This is a genomic window from Domibacillus mangrovi, assembly GCF_001906925.1.
In the GTDB taxonomy this organism is placed as follows: domain Bacteria; phylum Bacillota; class Bacilli; order Bacillales; family Domibacillaceae; genus Domibacillus; species Domibacillus mangrovi.
This window is the reverse complement of sequence record NZ_MRWQ01000004.1, coordinates 113,743-131,119: the sequence shown is the minus strand read 5'-3', so window position 1 is coordinate 131,119 and position 17,377 is coordinate 113,743. Positions and strand designations below refer to the sequence as shown.

Here is a 17,377-nt window from a genome sequence, read left to right as displayed (position 1 = left end):
AGCAAGTTATAACAATACAAAAAGATCCGAAATGATATCGGATCTTTTTATAACTTATTTATCTGTTTCACTTTTAATATATTTATATAATTTATAATCAATGGGTTGTTCCATCACCATGTTCATATGAACAACTGGAAGTTCTTTGCCGTTCTTATCTTTCATTTTAGCTTGTTGAACAGTGTTTTTATCAGGTACTGCCTTACCTAAATAGTAAAAGTCACTTCCCTCATCGTCATCCTTCTTTACAAAAATGTGAAGATCAATATTCTTTTCTTCCGCCTCAATAATTCGTTGAACTTCTGCTGAATTCAATGTTCTATTACTTCTTGTATACCATTTAAGCACTTCTTGATTGATAAACTCATCGCCATAATTTACACTTGCTTCTATTTCATCACTTTTATGATATGTAATAAAGATTGGGCATGTATCGAATTTTATTTTATAGCCATATATGGTTGAACTTTCATCACTATTCCAATCCAAAAGCTTACAAACATCTTTTCTTGAATACTTTTCGTACAACGTAAGCGGTTGATCACATTGGTAAAACATACTTTTCTCTTTTCCACTTTTAACAACATCTTCAACTAATTTTTTGAAAAGTGTACTTAACTTTAGTCGTTCTTGAATGAATTCGTTAAACGCAAAACTCTTTTTTTCATCCAAAGTGACAATTGGATGATCTCCGTATTTTTTCTTGCTGTTTTGCGTAAAAAACGACAAATCAAAAATGCGTTGAACAGAAGTAATCACGGCGGGGTCTACTCGACATTTTGATTCGATTAATAGATCTAAGTAAGCATCATATGGGACTTGTTCTTGATTCAGTAACAGCTCTAGCAAAATAAGTTCGTGTTTTCGTTTTCCATTTAATACTTCTAATGAAAGCATTGTTAACACTTTATTTTCGTAGTCTGTTAGCAAAGGAATTGCTTCGTTCATTTTCAATAAAAATTGATGGTAATTTGAAAATCTTTCTACAATAACAACAGGATCAATCGAATAATTTGTTACAAATTCATATAAATAAGGGACTTTACCCATTTTATTTTTTAATTCAATATACGCTTCCTTTAAGATTTTCAATGTTGTTAATTGACTATCATTAATGGCTTTAAAGATTTTTTTCTTTGCGATCTCTTCAAAGTTCACTGTTGAGACGCCTTTAATATAAGTCGTGTCCTTTATACGTCGGCGTATATTATCTTTGTTCTGCGATTTATCTCCTGACAGAGCAATCGGAATTAAATAGTTGTTTTTATAGTTGCCGATAAAATCGATAACGGTTACGAAATCCTTCGAATCATGCTTGCGTAATCCTCTTCCAAGTTGTTGAATAAAAATAATGCTTGACTCAGTTTGTCTTAACATGACTACTTGATTAATGCTCGGGATATCGATTCCCTCGTTGAAAATATCGACAGTTAAAATATAGTCAAGTATTCCATTTTCTAATTCATTTACACGTTGCGCCCTTTCTTCTTGAGAATGGTCACCCGTTAAAGCAACCGTGGAAAGACCTTTTTCATTTAATACGAGAGAGAGTTTTTCTGCTTCTTCTTTTCGACTACAGAAGATTAGTCCTTTTACCTTTTCTCCGGAAAATCCATAGTATTGAACCTTTTCAATAATATGATTTACACGCTCTTCCGTAACAAGCTTTGATAATATAGTCGTGTCATCAATGGACTCTCCATTATATTCAATGTCCGTCACACCAAAATAATGGAATGGACAAAGCATGTCTTCTTCGAGCGCTTCTTGTAAACGAATTTCATACGCAATATTGTAGTCAAACAGTTCATATATATTAAAATCATCTGTACGTTCTGGTGTCGCCGTCATCCCCATGAAAAACTGTGGGTTGAAATAGTCAATCACTTTGAGATAAGACGCAGCACCGGCTTTGTGAACTTCATCAATTAAAATATAGTCAAATGCTTCACGATCGAATTGATTCAATGTTTCTTTTTTTGAAATCGTTTGAATTGTTGCAAATAAATACTTAGCATCTGTTTGTTTATTTGTCCCTGATAAAATTCCAAACTCTTCATCAATCCCACCAAGAACTCTTTTAAAATCTGATTTTGCTTTATTCAATATTTGCTCTCGATGAACAATAAATAACATTCGTTTCGGAGCAAATCGTCTAACATCAAACGCAGATAGGTATGTTTTACCCGTCCCAGTAGCCGAAATGACCAACCCTTTTTTATTCCCCGCTTCTCGAACAGCTTGAATCTCATTCAAGGCTACTTCTTGCATTTTGTTTGGCACAACCTTCAAAGATTGCTCAATAGAATTGGTTTGATATGGAGTAGGCAATTCGATCACTTGATCCATTATTTTGCTGCCTATAAGCTGTGTGTATGTCTTTTCATAATGTTCAATCCATTGTTCAGTCAATGGTTGAGCATCTTCCCACACTTGTTCAAATTGATTTTTAAAGTGATGAACAATCTCTCCATTTCCATGTGATGTTAGTTTTACATTCCATTCATAGTTTACTTTTAGCGCATGTGCCGTTAGATTAGAACTCCCAACAATGAGTGAATAGTGGGTTTTATGATTAAATATGTACCCTTTCGAATGAAAACCTTCTAAATTTGTCAATCTCACTTCTACATTTGTAATTTTCATCAGTTCTTTAAATACTTTAGGTTGATTGAAATTTAAAAATGTGGAGGTCAATATACGCCCATTAATTCCTTTCTGTTTAAGATCAAGCAAATGAGACTTAAGTGTTGCAAGTCCACTTTCAGTAATAAAAGCAACCGAAAAAATAAAAGATTCACTATTTTCAAGCTCTGCTAGCAATGACATTAAAACGTTCTCATTTTTTTTCGTGTTATTGACTAATAACTCAGGCTTATAACTTCCAGATTTATCAGCATTTTGATCGACAAACCCCTTATATAAGGATGCTTCTAAATTTTGAATAAAGTTCTCCACATGATCACCCGTAACTATTCATTTTTTCTTCATTGTCATGCTCACTGTACTTATTTATGGATTTGATCCGCTAACAATTTATCAATCGTCGGAATATCCGCAGGGGCCCATGCGAGTGTGTCGAGTTCGTTTCTTGGCACCCAGCGGAGTTCGGCGTGTTCTTCAGCGGTTGGCATGCCATCTATAATGCGGCACTTATACGTAAGCAAGTTCACGATAACAGCTTCGTATTCATGTGTGACTTCTTCAATTTTCTCCCCTACTTCGACTGTACAGGCGAGTTCTTCCATAATTTCTCTTTGCAAACTTTGTTCTGGTGTTTCATCTTTTTCAATTTTGCCGCCAGGAAATTCCCATAGGTTTGGGAGTGTCATTATTGGTGAACGGAGAGCGCAAAGGATTTGGTGTTGTTCATTTTCGATAACGGCTCCGACAACACGAACGGATTTTTTCATCTGGATCATCTCCTTTTAAGTGTCGTTATTCCGTTTAAGAGTTATTTAGCTTCCGACCACTTTACTCAGCTTGCCACGGTGAATCGACGAGAACAAAAGAATTGTAGTTCTAATTCGTTTCACTTCCCAATCGGTACTTTTTTCCGTAACAACAGTTGATAAAATACATCGGATAAGATTAAGCCGAGGGCGATAGAACCTGAAATCATGAAGGCTTTGGCCGCAAGACTCATCGCGTTGTCGTAATCATTTTGCACGAAAGCCCGCATCGCCCGGTAAGCAATGCCACCGGGGACGAGCGGAATGATACCCGCAATCGTGAAGATAATAACAGGTGTTTTGTATAGTCTTGCGTATACATGTCCGATGACAGCGATTGTGAATGAGGCCGCAACCGTGGACGCCAACGGATCAACGCTGTTTTCAGATAAAAAATAGTACACCATCCAACCGGCCATCCCGACAGTACCGCACTTTACCAGCAATTTTTTTGGTACGTTAAACATGATGCCAAAGCTTGCCGCCGCGAGAAAGCTGAACAACATATTCGTTAAAATTGTCACCTGCACATCTCCTTAAATCAATGTCATAATAACGGCGATGCCTGTTCCAATCGCGAGCGCCGTAAGCAGTGCTTCTGCCCCTTTAGCCAAACCAGAAATAAAATGACCGGCCATTAAATCGCGTACGGCATTTGTAATGAGCAAGCCCGGTACGAGCGGAATAAGGGCACCGATGATGATTCGATCAAGATCGCCGCCAAAGCCAATTCGATAAAAAAAATACGATGCAGCACCGCTGACAAGCGCCGCAATAAATTCCGAGAAAAACATCGTCGGCACAATGTCCGCGACTTTTAATACAATAAAATAAGCGAGTCCACCGGCTATCATAGCAGGAAGCACGTTATCAAAGCTCCCTTTTAACAGGATAACAAAGCTTCCACTCGTCGACGCTGCCGCTAATATTTGGATCCAAAAGGAAAAAAACATCGGTGCTTTCTGAATCGCCTTTAATTCATGGTAGGCCTGTACTGTCGTCAGTTCCCCCGCGCTGATTCGCCGCGAAATCGCGTTAACCGCACTCACTTTGTATAAATCCGTCGTCCGGTTCGAAATACGTATCAGTTTCGTTTTCGTCGGCTCGTCTGTTTCAACCGAAAACATAATGCCTGTCGGTGTCACAAAGCTATGTGATTCGCGAATGCCGTATGCTAGTGCAATCCGGATCATCGTATCTTCTACTCGGTACGTTTCCGCGCCATTTTCTAACATAATTTTCCCCGCAATCAAACTGACGTCCATTATGTCATAATGATCTTCAAGTTCGACATCCACCAACATCACTCCAGTCTTTGTCAATGCCCCCATTATAGCGTATCATGTCATCCTTTTTCATCTGAATAGAAAAACAACCGGCAAAAGACGTTCAATACCGGTTGTAAACGATTGTTTTGTTTTTCCCTTTTGACTTAGCTTCATATAACACTGAATCAGCCTCTTTAATTAATTGATCTGGCGTCTGGTAATCCTTTTCATATGTTGAGATCCCTAGTGAAATGGTAATAGGCTCCCCTGTTATATTCTCCATCTTCTCTACTGCTCTCCTAAGCTGCTCTGCTGATGTATAGGCTACTTCCCTTTTCTCACTATCTACTAATAGACAAAACTCTTCTCCGCCATATCGAAAACAAATATCTTGTTCTCTAGACATCTTACACATCACATCGGCTAAAGACTTTAAAACTTCATCTCCAGCTACATGCCCATACGTATCATTTACACACTTAAAATTATCAATATCGATGAGTATCAGAGAGAAAGTATGCCTATTTTGCATCCATTCTTGAATAGTTATATCAAATGCTCTTCGATTAGCTAACCCTGTTAATCCATCTCGCCCAATTTCAGCAGATAAAAAATTCAAGTGATTGCTAATATGCTGATAAAGTTGCCGCACTTCATAGATGACTAATTTCATGTTTGGCATTTTCATCTGTTCATTCTTAATATAACCACGGGATGTTGCCTCTTCAGAAAATTTCGCCAGCTTATTAAGCGGAATTGAAATGAAAACAGCTACTCCGATTGCGCACAGGACAATGAGAAGACATGCTGGAAGTGATTGTAGAAACATTTGATAAATTAAACTTTTTAGTGGTTCGTTTACAATCGCACTCGGCGTTTGAGATACAATTCCCCATCCAGTGCTTTCCATGTAAGAATAACCAGCAAGGAAGCTTTGCCCTCGTGTATTGATTACTGGCTCAGATCCCTCTTTACCCGCTATTACCTTTTGAACAACCAAGTTTTTTAATACATTTACATTGACCCTTTTTGGATCTGGATGAAAAAGGATTGTTCCCTTGGAATCAACTACATAAACGTAGGAGCCGTTTTTATGAAAATGATCACGTAGCAACCTGCTTAGTACATTTTCTTCTTGAAGATAGATGCTTCCTCCAACAAAACCTTCATACACTCCTTCTTCATTAAAAACAGGAGCAGACACTAAAACGAGCACCCTTCCACTGTTTCCAATGTATGGTTCAGAGATAAGCGGTTTTTTTAATGCTACGGCGTCTAGTGAAGGGTTAGAAGTTAATACAGTACCAACACTTAAAGTAGACGTTGCTGAGCTAAAAAGTTGAATGGTGCGGCTCTTATCTGCAATGAATATTGAGTTGAATATACCTTTATTTGATTGCATCCAAAGATTAAGAGACTCTTGTGTCATAATCCCCTGTTCTTGTGCTTTAGCGATCGAATCGACATTTTGCTTCATTAACGAGACAATTCCATCCGTATCAGAAGAAAGCTTTTTGGCATAATCCAAATTACTTTCCAGATAACTTGAAATTAAAGATTCTTTATTTGCTTTAAATGCAGCATAACCGCTCGCCGTAGCGGTCGTTATAACTGACAGTAAAATTAACATGCTAATGATAAACGGGAGTGTCATCAATTTTTGTCTGCGCACGGTCATTCTCTCCTCTAAGAATTAAAAAATCTTAAAACTGAATCATTCACTATTTTCAACTAGTCTATTTAAATACGGGACAGATCGAAAAGACAACACTGAAGAAACATTGTTTTTCCAGTAGTATACCATCTTTTTCATAGAGGATATTCTGTTATGATAAGGGTAAGATACACGCGATGGAGATGAACAGATTTTGGATTTATTCATGATTGTTTTACCAGCCTTTTTAATTTTTCTGACTGGATATGCGGGACAAAAGTGGATTGGATTCGATATTAAATCGATTTCGATGGCCGCTCTTTATTTAATGTCGCCTTTTCTTGCGTTCCGGACATTTTACGCCAATGAATTAACGATGGAGTACGTTTACATCACAGCGTTTTGCTTGACTTTATCCTTATCATTAATTGTCGTTGTACTCGTAACGGGCTTTTTCATGAAAGCATCTCGGCCCAAAATGGCAGCGATGATTCTTGGCGGCGTCTTTATGAACAGTGGTAATTATGGCGCACCGGTTGTGTTGTTTGCCTTCGGAGCCGTTGGGTTTGATTATGCGGTTATTATTATGGTGTTCCAGTCCTTTTTAATGAACACGATTGGACTGTTTGCGGCTTCATTTGGGGGCAAAGAAGAAACGACGTTGAAGCAGTCGCTTCAGCGTGTTGTACGCATGCCGGTTATCCACGGGGCGGTACTCGGCGTCTTCCTACAGTTGTTACATGTACATATTCCCCCAACGTTTATGGATGCCATCAGCCTCGTCGCCGATGCCTCAATTCCAACAGTTATGCTCGTCCTTGGCATGCAGCTTGCCGTCATTGCGACGAAGCGAGTCGCCTATAAATATATGAATGCGGTCACCTTCATCCGAATGATCGTATCACCGCTTCTTGCCATGTTGATTGTGTCGTTTATGCCGGTCAATGACTTGCTGAAAGACGTCATGATTTTACTGGCGGCAATGCCCGCCGCGGCAAACACGACGATGTTTGCCATTCAATTCAGCACGGAGCCGGATCTCGTCTCGTTTACTACACTAGTGACAACGTTATTAAGTATTTTGACCATTCCGCTCGTGTTGTTTTTAATTGGTGTATAGAAATAGAAGACGGCTAGTCAGTCTTCATAAACGTCACGGCGCGCGTGACGGCGTCATATAATACCCATTCTCGCGTGCCGAAAACGGCGCCAGCATTAATACCGTATCTTTTTACCTTCAAGTACACCGGGACTCCATACGAGAATGGCAATCGTTTTCCTTTCCTATATAGTCCCGCTTCATGACTGTGCCCGAAAAAAAGAAGCGGCGGTTCCGTTTTGGGCAGTACCGGTGTCCATTCTTTTGTCCACTCCCACTGGTGGCCATGCATCAACATGGCCCCATCAATGATTATGTGTTCTGGCAAATGTTTAAATTGATTTCCACTGGTCACCATCATAATGCGCTCTTCCTGATTTCCCCGGACCGATGAAAATGTTAGCAGCGATTCAAACGTTTCCGACCAGACTGCCGTTTCTTCTATTCTTGACAGTCGGAGCGTATTTGCTTTTCGTTTTCCAATTTTGCATTCAAACAAATCGCCTAATCCAATCACTTTCGCAGTCGGAGCCGTAAGCGCAATGTGGGCAAGCACCGCTTTCGTATCGTCAATGCTAGAATGCAAATCACCAAGCAGCGCATACTCCATTCTCTTATCTCCTTCCATCAAAGTATTTTTTCTATTTGCTAATTCGCACACCTTTGTTAACATGCCCTATGCGTCAAAAAACCGCCCAATTTTGGCGGTTTAATTCATGATATGACATGATGAATACGAATTGTTAAATATACTTTTTTATCTTTTTCAGGCGAGAAGACTCCCACTTCTAAACCTATAGGGCGTAGCCCAGTGAAAGTGGGAGATGAATCGCCTTCGGACAAGGGATCGCTTTAGCGGTTTCGATTGTCCGACTGTTCGAGAGCAACTTGCAATAAATGAAAAATAGTTTGAGTACGAGTACCAAAACCATTTTTCTCTTTGTAAGTATCTACTCTTTCTAATAATACTTTTGGGAATCGCAAAACAACTGTTTGTTTTTCCATGTTTCCACCTCTAAATGATATACAAATTATAACCATAACGATATACTATATATATCATAACATATAAGGAGGTGATAGTCATGTTAGCCAATAAAGCGTATAAATTTCGTATCTACCCAAACAAAGAACAAGAAATCCTCATCGCTAAAACAATCGGCAGCAGTCGTTTTGTATTCAACCACTTTCTTACTAAATGGAATGATGCCTACAAAGAGACAGGAAAAGGTCTAACGTACAACGCCTGTTCTGCTCAATTAACACAGTTGAAAAAGGAATTGGTTTGGTTAAAAGAAGTCGATAGTATTGCGATTCAATCATCACTCAAAAATCTTGCTGATTCGTATACACGCTTCTTTAAAAAGCAAAACAAAGCCCCACGTTTTAAGTCCAAAAAGAATAACGTGCAATCCTATACGACAAAGCACACGAACGGTAATATTGCGATTGTCGATAACAAAATCAAGTTACCTAAACTCGGATTAGTAAAGTTTGCAAAAAGTCGTGAAGTAGAAGGGCGTATTCTTAACGCTACAATTCGTCGTCATCCAAGCGGCAAGTATTTTGTTTCTATTCTTGTTGAAACAGAAGTGAAGCCACTAGAAAATACAGGTGCTTCTGTTGGTGTCGATGTAGGACTCAAAGACGTTGCTATTTTGTCGGATGGAACGGTGTATAAAAATCCGAAGTTTTTCCGTTCGCTTGAAAAGAAGCTGGTAAAAGAACAAAAGATTCTCTCCCGCCGAAAAGAGCGGGCTATGAATCGGAAGTGTCCGCTTCATGAAGCGAAAAATTACCAAAAGCAAAAACGAAAAGTCGCTCGTATTCATGAAAAGATTGTCCATGCACGTACGGACTACTTGCATAAGATCAGCACCGATATCATCAAAAACCACGATGTGATCGGCATGGAAGATTTGCAGGTGTCTAATATGCTCAAGAACCACAAGTTAGCCAAAGCCATCAGCGAAGTAAGTTGGTCACAATTCAAAACCATGCTTGAATATAAATCGAAATGGTACGGCAAACAAGTCGTGACAGTAGCGAAAAACTTCCCTTCCAGTCAACTATGTTCATGTTGCGGATACAAAAACAAAGCCGTTAAAAATCTCGCACTACGAGAATGGGATTGCCCAGAGTGCCAAACACATCATGATCGGGATATTAACGCAGGACAGAATCTTAAAAATGAAGCCATAAGACTTCTAACCGCAGGAACTGCGGGGTTAGCCTAATCAATAACTGGCGGTTACGCTGGTGATCTTAGGAATCCCCCACTTCAAGCAACTCGTAAGAGTGCTAAGTGGCGGGTAGTTCAATATATTCATTTGTTACCGTCAAGACTACCGCAATCATCATCTGCACACCATTCTGTTTTTTTAGCCGTCACCTGTTCTTCTGCCCCTACTTTATGGAGCACCTGCAAAAATGACTCCACAGACTGCGCACCCGACACTGCATACTTCTCATTAAATACAAAAAACGGCACGCCTTGTACACCAATCTGTGATGCTTCCTCTTGATCAGCACGCACTTGCTGGCTGTACCTGTCACTCTCCAATACCTTCATAGCTTTATCTTTAGAAATTCCTGCTTCTACTGCTAATTGTGCGAGAGATTCATAATCCGCAATATGCTTCGATTCCGTGAAGTACGCTTTCATTATGCGTTCCGTCAACTCTGCCATTTTGCCTTTTTCTTTTGCATAATGCGACAGACGGTGTGCATCGTGCGTATTTGCTGGAATGATCGTATCCATTTGATAATCAAGCCCCACTTCTTTCGCCTGTATTGTCATTTGATCATTCATCGCTTTTGCTTTTTCACGTGTTATTCCATATTTCCCCGCCAACATATCATGAATATCTTGATCCGCTTTTTTCGGTGCATTCGAATCGAGCTCAAAACTATGAAACTTCACCTTTACGCTTCCATCAAACTGCTCGATCGCTTGCTCAAAGCGGCGTTTTCCAATATAACAAAACGGACATGCAAAGTCCGACCAAATTTCTACTTTCATCTTCAGCACCCTCCTTTTCTTAAGAGTAGGTCACAATTAACTGTTGCGCAAACGATCTGCCCATATACTACTTTTTCACAAAGTATAGTTTTTCCCGTCCCGACCATCCTTCCTCTGATATAATCAATCCAAAAGGAGATTTAAATGAACAACATCACACCGATCCACATACGCGAACTCGACTCGATCCGAAACCAATTTTCCAATTACTTTGAGGAGCATGCAGATGAAGCCGAAGTTGATCGCCTGTACCATACGTGGATTCCTCTTCTCAGCACATATGTGACTCATGACTCAATCGAAGCAGTGATCGATGACTGGTATGCACTTATCGAACACCCTTATATATGGTTTGACTATATAGAAGAAATACAGGCGATCACTACGCGTCCAATCGTCAGCGATACGCTTGAAGCATGGAAATTGCCCTTTGTTTTTGCAGGCATCCGTAAAGAAAATAACACGTATCGCAATTGGTCCAATGGCAGCGAGTGGTCACTTTCAGATATAACAGGCGATCACTTCATCGGCATCGCACTGCCGCTTCCAGAAAAAAACCAGGCTATTATTCATCACTATTTTGAGACAAATGAAGAATTTTTTGATTTCCTTGAAGAACATTTTGACAATAGCCCGCATACATCCAGGCAACTTTATTTGAATCGCATGTATTTAACGTGCCTGGCACATCTTAGTGATTAACCCCGTGCCCATTCTGCATTGAGCAGTCCACCAAGTAAAATAATGACAGCCGTTAAATAAAACCAGAGAACGAGGACAATGATTCCAGACAGCTGGCCGTACAATCTTGTATAGCTAACGGCAGCTGCGTAACTTCCAAACAAGAGTGAACCAATCTGCCAGCCAAGCGCTGCAAAAATGGCGCCTGGCAGGACGAAACGGAGTGTTTGCCGCTCGTTTGGAATTATTTTGTAAAAGGCGATAAAAAATAAGATTAAAAATAAAGTTCCGATGCTCCATTTAATGAATGGCCAAATGGCCAGCCAGCCTGACCAAGCTTCAATTGTGATCGACTGAGCAGCGATCCATTGCAAAAGACGTTCTGCGAGTGGAATAAACAGTGATAGCGGCACTATGATCATGAAGATGACGGTTACGCCAAAATCACGCAGAAGTCCTTTCCAAAAAGGCATAGTCCGTTCAATTCCGCTCACATCATTAAACGACCGTCCAATCGACTGTACTGCCATTGAAGACAGCCAGAACGTTGAAAGTAAGCTGAGTGAAAGTACTTGTCCTTTTCCAGTGGACAAAACTGCATTGACGTTTTCTTCAATAAGCGTAAATGATTCCCCCGGTGCATATGGTCTTATAAATTCAAGAATTGCTTCTTGATCGATCGAAAAAAAACTGATTAGCGACAGCATAAAAATCATAAATGGAATAGCTGATAGGAGCAGATAATAAGCAGTTTGTGCCGCTTGATCATAAAAGCGCTCTCCCCAAAAACGGACAATCATTCGTTTTGTTACATCCATCTGCATCACCTCTTTTTATTGATTTTTACCTATATTCAAGAAAGCATATACTGATTTTAGCTGGATTCTAGTATATATATCCGCAAGATTTAATTGTTATTTATTCCGCTCGTTGTCATAAATCAAAAGCGATCACAACGTTAATGTCTGTGCACTTTTCAGTATTTTCCATCCAACAAAAAAACCGCCGCAAAATGCAGCAGCTTCTCTACCTATTATGCCCAAATCTCACCTGTAGCACCTTGTGAGATGAAACCGGCGTTTGCTTCATCTGTATCAATGTGCATTTCAAGTGCATAGCTATCTGATACGCGAATGACGACGTTGTGAAATGACACTGGGCGCTCTCCGCTTACTGCTACAGTCACAATTTGACTATTTTCAACGTTGTATTTCTTTGCGTCTTCTGTCGTCATATGTACGTGTGCTTTTGCAATGATCAAGCCTTCTGACAATTCAATAGAACCGGCAGGACCCGTAATTGTCACTGCTCCTGATCCTTGAATATCGCCTGATTCTCGAAGCGGCAGTTTTGCGCCAAGTTTTACAGCATCTGTCAAGCTGACTTCCACCTGTGTCGCAGGGCGGCATGGCCCGAGGACACGAACGCGTGCAATTTCGCTTTTCTTGCCAGCAATTGTTACAGTTTCTTCAGCTGCGAATTGACCAGGCTGAGACAAATCTACACGTTTCGTTAATTCGTGTCCTGATCCAAATAAAATTTCAAGATGTTCCTGTGACAAATGTACGTGGCGTGCTGAAACAGCAACAGGAATCGTTCCATGGTTTGTGAAAGTCATCTACCTTCCAGCCTTTCTGTTTAACAATAATTACATCATGCCTATTTTACATGATTGTCCCCGAAATAATACGCGTAACATGCTTTTTCTTCGACCTCTTTTTTAACAAATACATGTTTTCCGCTTTTCCCCGATAGTATTCCTATTTTCAACTTTTTTTATATAGTCCGTTGCAAGCGGAACTTTGCAAGCCGTATTGCCAACATCGACATGTACTTTTCCAATAGCTTCAGCCACTTCTTTCGCCCGTTCATGCATTGGTTTACAATACGTACCGACACATATAACAAAATTGTTCATAACATAGCGTACACGGTTCCTCTCTGAGTGGATTGTTTCTTCCACTTGCTCAAGCAGTTTTCCTATTTCATCGAAATCCACTTCTTCATCCAGTGTGATCGATAAATAATTGCTATACGTACTCCATCCAGCAACGGCGATCATTTCTTCATCCGCCCGCATCCATTCACGCGCAAGTTCGACCGCAAAGAGTGAGTCAGCCGCAACCTGTGCGACTGTATATTCGCTGATCATATACCAGTAAGCGCCCTGTACCCATTCGTTCAGCCGCTCTTTCGTCATCTCTTTCGGCTTGACCGTGAGCCCTGCCAAATACATCGCATCACTATTACCCGAAGCATATAAGTCATAGACGAGCTGTTGATCTTTTTTCACCTCTTTCACAAAATGCTTTTTCAGATCGCCAACTTTCACACCGAAAAACGGCTCCTTCGCCCCATGCCTTAAGTATGTTTTTTTCGTCTGATCCGTACCGAACCGTTCCAACTTGTCCATCACGTCTTCATACGTCATTCTTCAGCACCCTTTTTCATCTGTCTTCCTCCTTCTCTCTATTCCGTAAACGATACAAAAAAATCACCGAAACGGATTCGGTGATTTTTAAGCGAATGATTATTCGCCAAGGCCTTGTGATTTCATTGTTTCTTCAAGTGCTGCAATTGCTGCATCAGCATCTGAACCGTTAGCGGCAATTTTTATGGAAGCGCCTTTTGGAATTCCAAGGGACATAACGCCCATGATGGATTTCAAGTTTACGCTTTTGCCATTGTAATCTAATGTAATATCAGAACTAAACTTAGAAGCCGCTTGAACAAGGACCGTTGCCGGACGCGCGTGGATACCTGTTTCATCAATAATTGTAAATGTTTTTGCAGACATTATAGAAAACTCCTTTATCTTTAAATTATTTCAACTGCACCTATTATAATGTAAAGTATAAACAAATACTATTTTAAACCATGCTCTTCTCCAAAAACCGTCCTGCTGTTTCATATTAAACTGAAAAACGGAACGGTTTTCTCGGTCATTTCAACCTTTACGATTCGAGGATGACTTTAATTTGATCGCCAGAACGAACGGCGTCAAACCCTTCACGCCATTGATCAAGGGGCACAATTTTCGTGATCATTTTATCCGCATCCACCTTACCTTCTGCTAATAGGTTGAGTGCGATCGGCCATGAACTCGGCTTTTGTGAGCGTGTCCCCACGTATGTAATTTCCCGTTGAATAATGGATTCCTGATCAAGCGGGTTTGTTTTGTTCGCAAAAATACCAACCTGGACAAACGTTCCTTTTTTCTTGACAAGCGGCAAGCCTTGATTGAGCGCCTGCACCGCACCCGAGCATTCAAATAGTTTATCGACACCGTAGCCATCTGTATGTTTCATAACAATTTCTGTTAAATCTTCTTTCTCTACGTCAACGACAACATCTACACCAAGTGATTTCGCCAGTTCCAATCGTTTTTTGTCTTTCGTAATACCGGCTAATATAACAAACGCTCCCTGTGCTTTAACGACCTGACACTGCAATAAGCCGATCGGTCCTGGACCGAACACAAGGACTTTTTCACCTTTTTTAATTGTCGTTTTTTCAAGTGCTGCATGGACGCAGCAAGCTAGTGGTTCAGCGAGTACCGCTGCTTTTAAGCTTAACTTCTCAGGCAAAATGTGGACACTTTCTTCACGTGACACGACGTATTCGGCAAAGCTTCCGTTAATCTGTGTGCCGATTCCTTTTCGGTTTGAGCATAAATTGTAGTCTTTCTCACGGCAATATTCGCATTCTCCACACGTTTCAAATGTCGTTTCACTCGTCACCCGGTCGCCCACTTTTACTTTCGTTACATTTCTCCCAATTTCGACGACCGTGCCAGAAAATTCATGTCCAAGCACCACAGGCGTTTTCGAATTACGGTATTCTCCTGTAAATGTGTGCATATCCGTTCCGCAAATTCCTGTATAGGAAACTTTAATTTTCACAAGATCACCGGTTGCTTTCGGCTCTTCAATCGTTTCGAGATTCATATGATCATAACCTGGTGCGGTTTTCATGACTGCTTTCATTATGTGTACCCCTCCCCATTCAGAATAATTAATACTTTTCCATACGTTTAAAGGATTAAAAGTTTATTCACATGCCAATCTATATCGCCTCTGCCTGTTTTTATCCAAGGAACATGATGCCATCGTTCGTTAATGCTAATTCTATCACGGATCATGTTTTTAATTACACATTTATTTTTATTTTCTGACTATTAATCCTGCAAATTGTACCTCATAAGTATTAACTAAAAAAGCCCCGGCCGTCAGCGGTTAAACTGATGACCAGGGCTAGGGAAGATTTTGTGCCAAATTCATATAGACGTTCTGTTCGCACCTTCTAACAATTTTTCAGTGGATTCCAATTTAACCGGCTTCAACGTATTACGAGGTGGCATTAAGAAAAGTATGATTAATACCTCTAATAACAGAGATACAAAAAAACTCTATTGCTTCATTTGCAATGGCAAATCACATTGATTTAATCATTACAGATGCTCCATTGCCTGATGACTATATAATAAAACTTAGAGTAAAAAGTCGAGCTTCCCCTAAATTTTAAGACAGTTCCTTTTTATATCCTTATCTTGCTCCAACTAGTTCGCGATGCAATGGCGGTACAATAAGCCAGCCTTTTTCTTTATGCAGTTTTAAAAATTCGCCGCCCAGTTTCACTTTCGCTGCATGAAACTGTCCAAACAGCATGGCGATATCTTCACGAATACACTGACTCATCGCCATGCTGGCAGCCGTTAAACCGATCCCTATGTCCCGGGAAATACTTGCAGCAATTTCTGGGTCCTGGAACCGGGCACCTGCTGGAATGTCCTCAATATTAGCCTTTGGACGTTCAGGTGGTGCGGGCGGCAGTCCTACACCGTTTTCTTTCAGCACTTGATCAAGAGCGGATGCTTCCGCCTGCCCAATTGTGATCGCTTCTTCAATCAGCTTCTTTAAATCTTCATCACCTGCATGATTTAGCAGTGTGCTGTAGCCAGCTGCCAAGCTTTTTGCCGAAAGGGATGCTACCCATACAGCTGACACCTCTCCATAATGCAAAGGTTCATCTTTTGGATTTCCACTTAATATGCCCACTTGAATCCCTCCATCAGAAATAGTATTTGTGCTTCTGCACGCGAATAGTATCTCCTCCATGGACAAAATTATCTGATTTCCATACATTACATGTTAGTAAATAGATGTGACTAGTTTTCCGTCCGTCACACCCGCTACTACATTCTCTGCCCCAAGCTGTGCCATTCTCATTCTCGTCTCTGCTGTTGCTGATCCAATGTGTGGCAGTGTGACAACGTTTGGCATTTGCAGCAATGGATTGCCCGGGTCTGTAGGCTCATTTTCAAATACATCGAGACCTGCGGCTAAAATTTCATTTGATTGGAGCGCTTCAATTAAGGCTGCTTCATCAACCACTTTTCCACGAGCTGCGTTTATGAAAACAGCCGTTTTTTTCATTTTTTCAAATTCCCGTTTCCCAATCATTTTCTCGGTTTGCTGCGTAAGCGGTGTCATAATACAAACAAAATCGGACTGTTCAAGCAGTTCGTCCATTGTACAATATGTAGCATTATATGTAGTTTCCGCCTCTTCATTGCGTGAGCGGTTATAGTATAAAATAGTCATGTCAAAACCGAAATAGGCTCGTTTTGCAAGTGTTGAACCGATACCACCCATACCGATAATGCCAAGCGTTTTATGATGGACATCGACGCCAAATTGCTGCTGTGATAAGCCATATTCAGACCATCCGCCTGTTTTTACAAATTGATCGAGTTCTGTAATACGCCGCGCGGCTGACAACATAAGTGCCACAATCGTATCGGCCACTGTGTCATTTAACACGTCCGGTGTATTCGTCGCCATAATACCGCGTTCTTTCAATAAAGGAATGTCAAGATTGTCATACCCGACCGACGTATTACAAATAATTTTTAATTTTGGCGCCTGATCGAGCAAATCAGCATCAAATTTCAAACTAGATCCAAGAACGCCTTCCGCTTCTTTCAGCGCCTCAAGAAATGCGGGGAACTCCTTTTTATAATCCGGGAAATACTGTACATCACACGACTCACGGATAAAATCAAGCACCTGTTCACTCATTCGTTTGTAGACAACTACTTTCGGTTTCACGCTTTTCACCCTTTTTCTCATTTTCCTCATTGTATCACGTGTGTTCACTCTTAGTCCCTGTCCCATTTTCAGAATAGGGATGCTGATCTGT

At 40.5% G+C, this 17,377-nt stretch carries 18 protein-coding genes; 3 read left to right on the top strand and 15 right to left on the bottom strand.

All coding sequences use genetic code 11. The features are described from left to right. Positions 1–54: 54 nt before the first annotated feature. From BLL40_RS04140 to BLL40_RS04120, 5 genes are all read right to left on the bottom strand, one after another. Positions 55–2,958 (bottom strand): DEAD/DEAH box helicase, encoded by a 2,904-nt coding sequence (locus BLL40_RS04140; protein ID WP_073710660.1) that lies wholly within the window; start codon positions 2,956–2,958, stop codon positions 55–57. Between the two features lie 50 nt (positions 2,959–3,008). Further along, complete coding sequence (locus tag BLL40_RS04135) at positions 3,009–3,413, bottom strand: (deoxy)nucleoside triphosphate pyrophosphohydrolase (RefSeq protein WP_073710659.1); 405 nt, start codon at positions 3,411–3,413, stop codon at positions 3,009–3,011. A 119-nt stretch (positions 3,414–3,532) separates the two neighbouring features. Then, positions 3,533–3,976 (bottom strand): threonine/serine exporter family protein, encoded by a 444-nt coding sequence (locus BLL40_RS04130; RefSeq protein WP_073710658.1) that lies wholly within the window; start codon positions 3,974–3,976, stop codon positions 3,533–3,535. A 12-nt stretch (positions 3,977–3,988) separates the two neighbouring features. Then, positions 3,989–4,756, bottom strand: coding sequence for a threonine/serine exporter family protein (locus BLL40_RS04125; RefSeq protein WP_073710828.1), 768 nt, complete (start codon positions 4,754–4,756; stop codon positions 3,989–3,991). 85 nt (positions 4,757–4,841) lie between these two features. Continuing rightward, positions 4,842–6,392 (bottom strand): sensor domain-containing diguanylate cyclase, encoded by a 1,551-nt coding sequence (locus tag BLL40_RS04120; protein WP_159434189.1) that lies wholly within the window; start codon positions 6,390–6,392, stop codon positions 4,842–4,844. A 196-nt stretch (positions 6,393–6,588) separates the two neighbouring features. On the opposite strand from BLL40_RS04120, the gene BLL40_RS04115 reads away from it, so the two are divergent. Next, positions 6,589–7,494 carry an AEC family transporter gene (locus BLL40_RS04115; RefSeq protein ID WP_073710656.1) on the top strand — a complete coding sequence of 302 codons (906 nt, stop codon included), beginning with the start codon at positions 6,589–6,591 and terminating at the stop codon, positions 7,492–7,494. A 13-nt stretch (positions 7,495–7,507) separates the two neighbouring features. Here the strand turns inward: BLL40_RS04115 and BLL40_RS04110 are convergent, their stop codons facing one another. Next, the gene (locus BLL40_RS04110) at positions 7,508–8,083 is read right to left on the bottom strand and encodes a metallophosphoesterase family protein (protein ID WP_073710655.1); all 576 of its coding nucleotides are present in this window, start codon (positions 8,081–8,083) and stop codon (positions 7,508–7,510) included. A 242-nt stretch (positions 8,084–8,325) separates the two neighbouring features. Continuing rightward, positions 8,326–8,478, bottom strand: coding sequence for a hypothetical protein (locus BLL40_RS17505; protein WP_173799889.1), 153 nt, complete (start codon positions 8,476–8,478; stop codon positions 8,326–8,328). Positions 8,479–8,558: 80 nt separating this feature from the next. On the opposite strand from BLL40_RS17505, the gene tnpB reads away from it, so the two are divergent. Then, entirely contained in the window at positions 8,559–9,710 is a 1,152-nt protein-coding gene (gene tnpB, locus BLL40_RS04105; RefSeq protein ID WP_073710654.1) for an IS200/IS605 family element RNA-guided endonuclease TnpB, read from the top strand. Between the two features lie 89 nt (positions 9,711–9,799). Here tnpB and BLL40_RS04100 read toward each other — a convergent pair whose 3' ends face one another. After that, positions 9,800–10,495 (bottom strand): DsbA family oxidoreductase, encoded by a 696-nt coding sequence (locus tag BLL40_RS04100; protein ID WP_073710653.1) that lies wholly within the window; start codon positions 10,493–10,495, stop codon positions 9,800–9,802. A 144-nt stretch (positions 10,496–10,639) separates the two neighbouring features. On the opposite strand from BLL40_RS04100, the gene BLL40_RS04095 reads away from it, so the two are divergent. Next, complete coding sequence (locus tag BLL40_RS04095; protein WP_073710652.1) at positions 10,640–11,197, top strand: HAD family hydrolase; 558 nt, start codon at positions 10,640–10,642, stop codon at positions 11,195–11,197. On the opposite strand, the gene BLL40_RS04090 is transcribed toward BLL40_RS04095, so the two are convergent. From BLL40_RS04090 to BLL40_RS04060, 7 genes are all read right to left on the bottom strand, one after another. After that, positions 11,194–11,994, bottom strand: a complete 801-nt coding sequence (locus BLL40_RS04090; protein ID WP_073710651.1) for a YihY/virulence factor BrkB family protein — start codon at positions 11,992–11,994, stop codon at positions 11,194–11,196. The genes BLL40_RS04095 and BLL40_RS04090 overlap by 4 nt on opposite strands. A gap of 215 nt (positions 11,995–12,209) precedes the next feature. Continuing rightward, complete coding sequence (gene pduL, locus BLL40_RS04085; protein ID WP_073710650.1) at positions 12,210–12,794, bottom strand: phosphate propanoyltransferase; 585 nt, start codon at positions 12,792–12,794, stop codon at positions 12,210–12,212. A 102-nt stretch (positions 12,795–12,896) separates the two neighbouring features. Then, positions 12,897–13,607 carry a DNA alkylation repair protein gene (locus tag BLL40_RS04080; RefSeq protein ID WP_073710649.1) on the bottom strand — a complete coding sequence of 237 codons (711 nt, stop codon included), beginning with the start codon at positions 13,605–13,607 and terminating at the stop codon, positions 12,897–12,899. 99 nt (positions 13,608–13,706) lie between these two features. Continuing rightward, positions 13,707–13,973, bottom strand: coding sequence for a phosphocarrier protein HPr (locus BLL40_RS04075; protein ID WP_073710648.1), 267 nt, complete (start codon positions 13,971–13,973; stop codon positions 13,707–13,709). A 157-nt stretch (positions 13,974–14,130) separates the two neighbouring features. Next, complete coding sequence (locus BLL40_RS04070; RefSeq protein ID WP_073710647.1) at positions 14,131–15,162, bottom strand: zinc-binding dehydrogenase; 1,032 nt, start codon at positions 15,160–15,162, stop codon at positions 14,131–14,133. A gap of 558 nt (positions 15,163–15,720) precedes the next feature. Next, positions 15,721–16,233 carry a DUF3231 family protein gene (locus BLL40_RS04065; RefSeq protein WP_073710646.1) on the bottom strand — a complete coding sequence of 171 codons (513 nt, stop codon included), beginning with the start codon at positions 16,231–16,233 and terminating at the stop codon, positions 15,721–15,723. A 93-nt stretch (positions 16,234–16,326) separates the two neighbouring features. Continuing rightward, a complete protein-coding gene (locus BLL40_RS04060; protein ID WP_095532818.1) occupies positions 16,327–17,286 on the bottom strand; it encodes a 2-hydroxyacid dehydrogenase in 960 nt (319 codons plus the stop codon). Between the last annotated feature and the right edge of the window lie 91 nt (positions 17,287–17,377).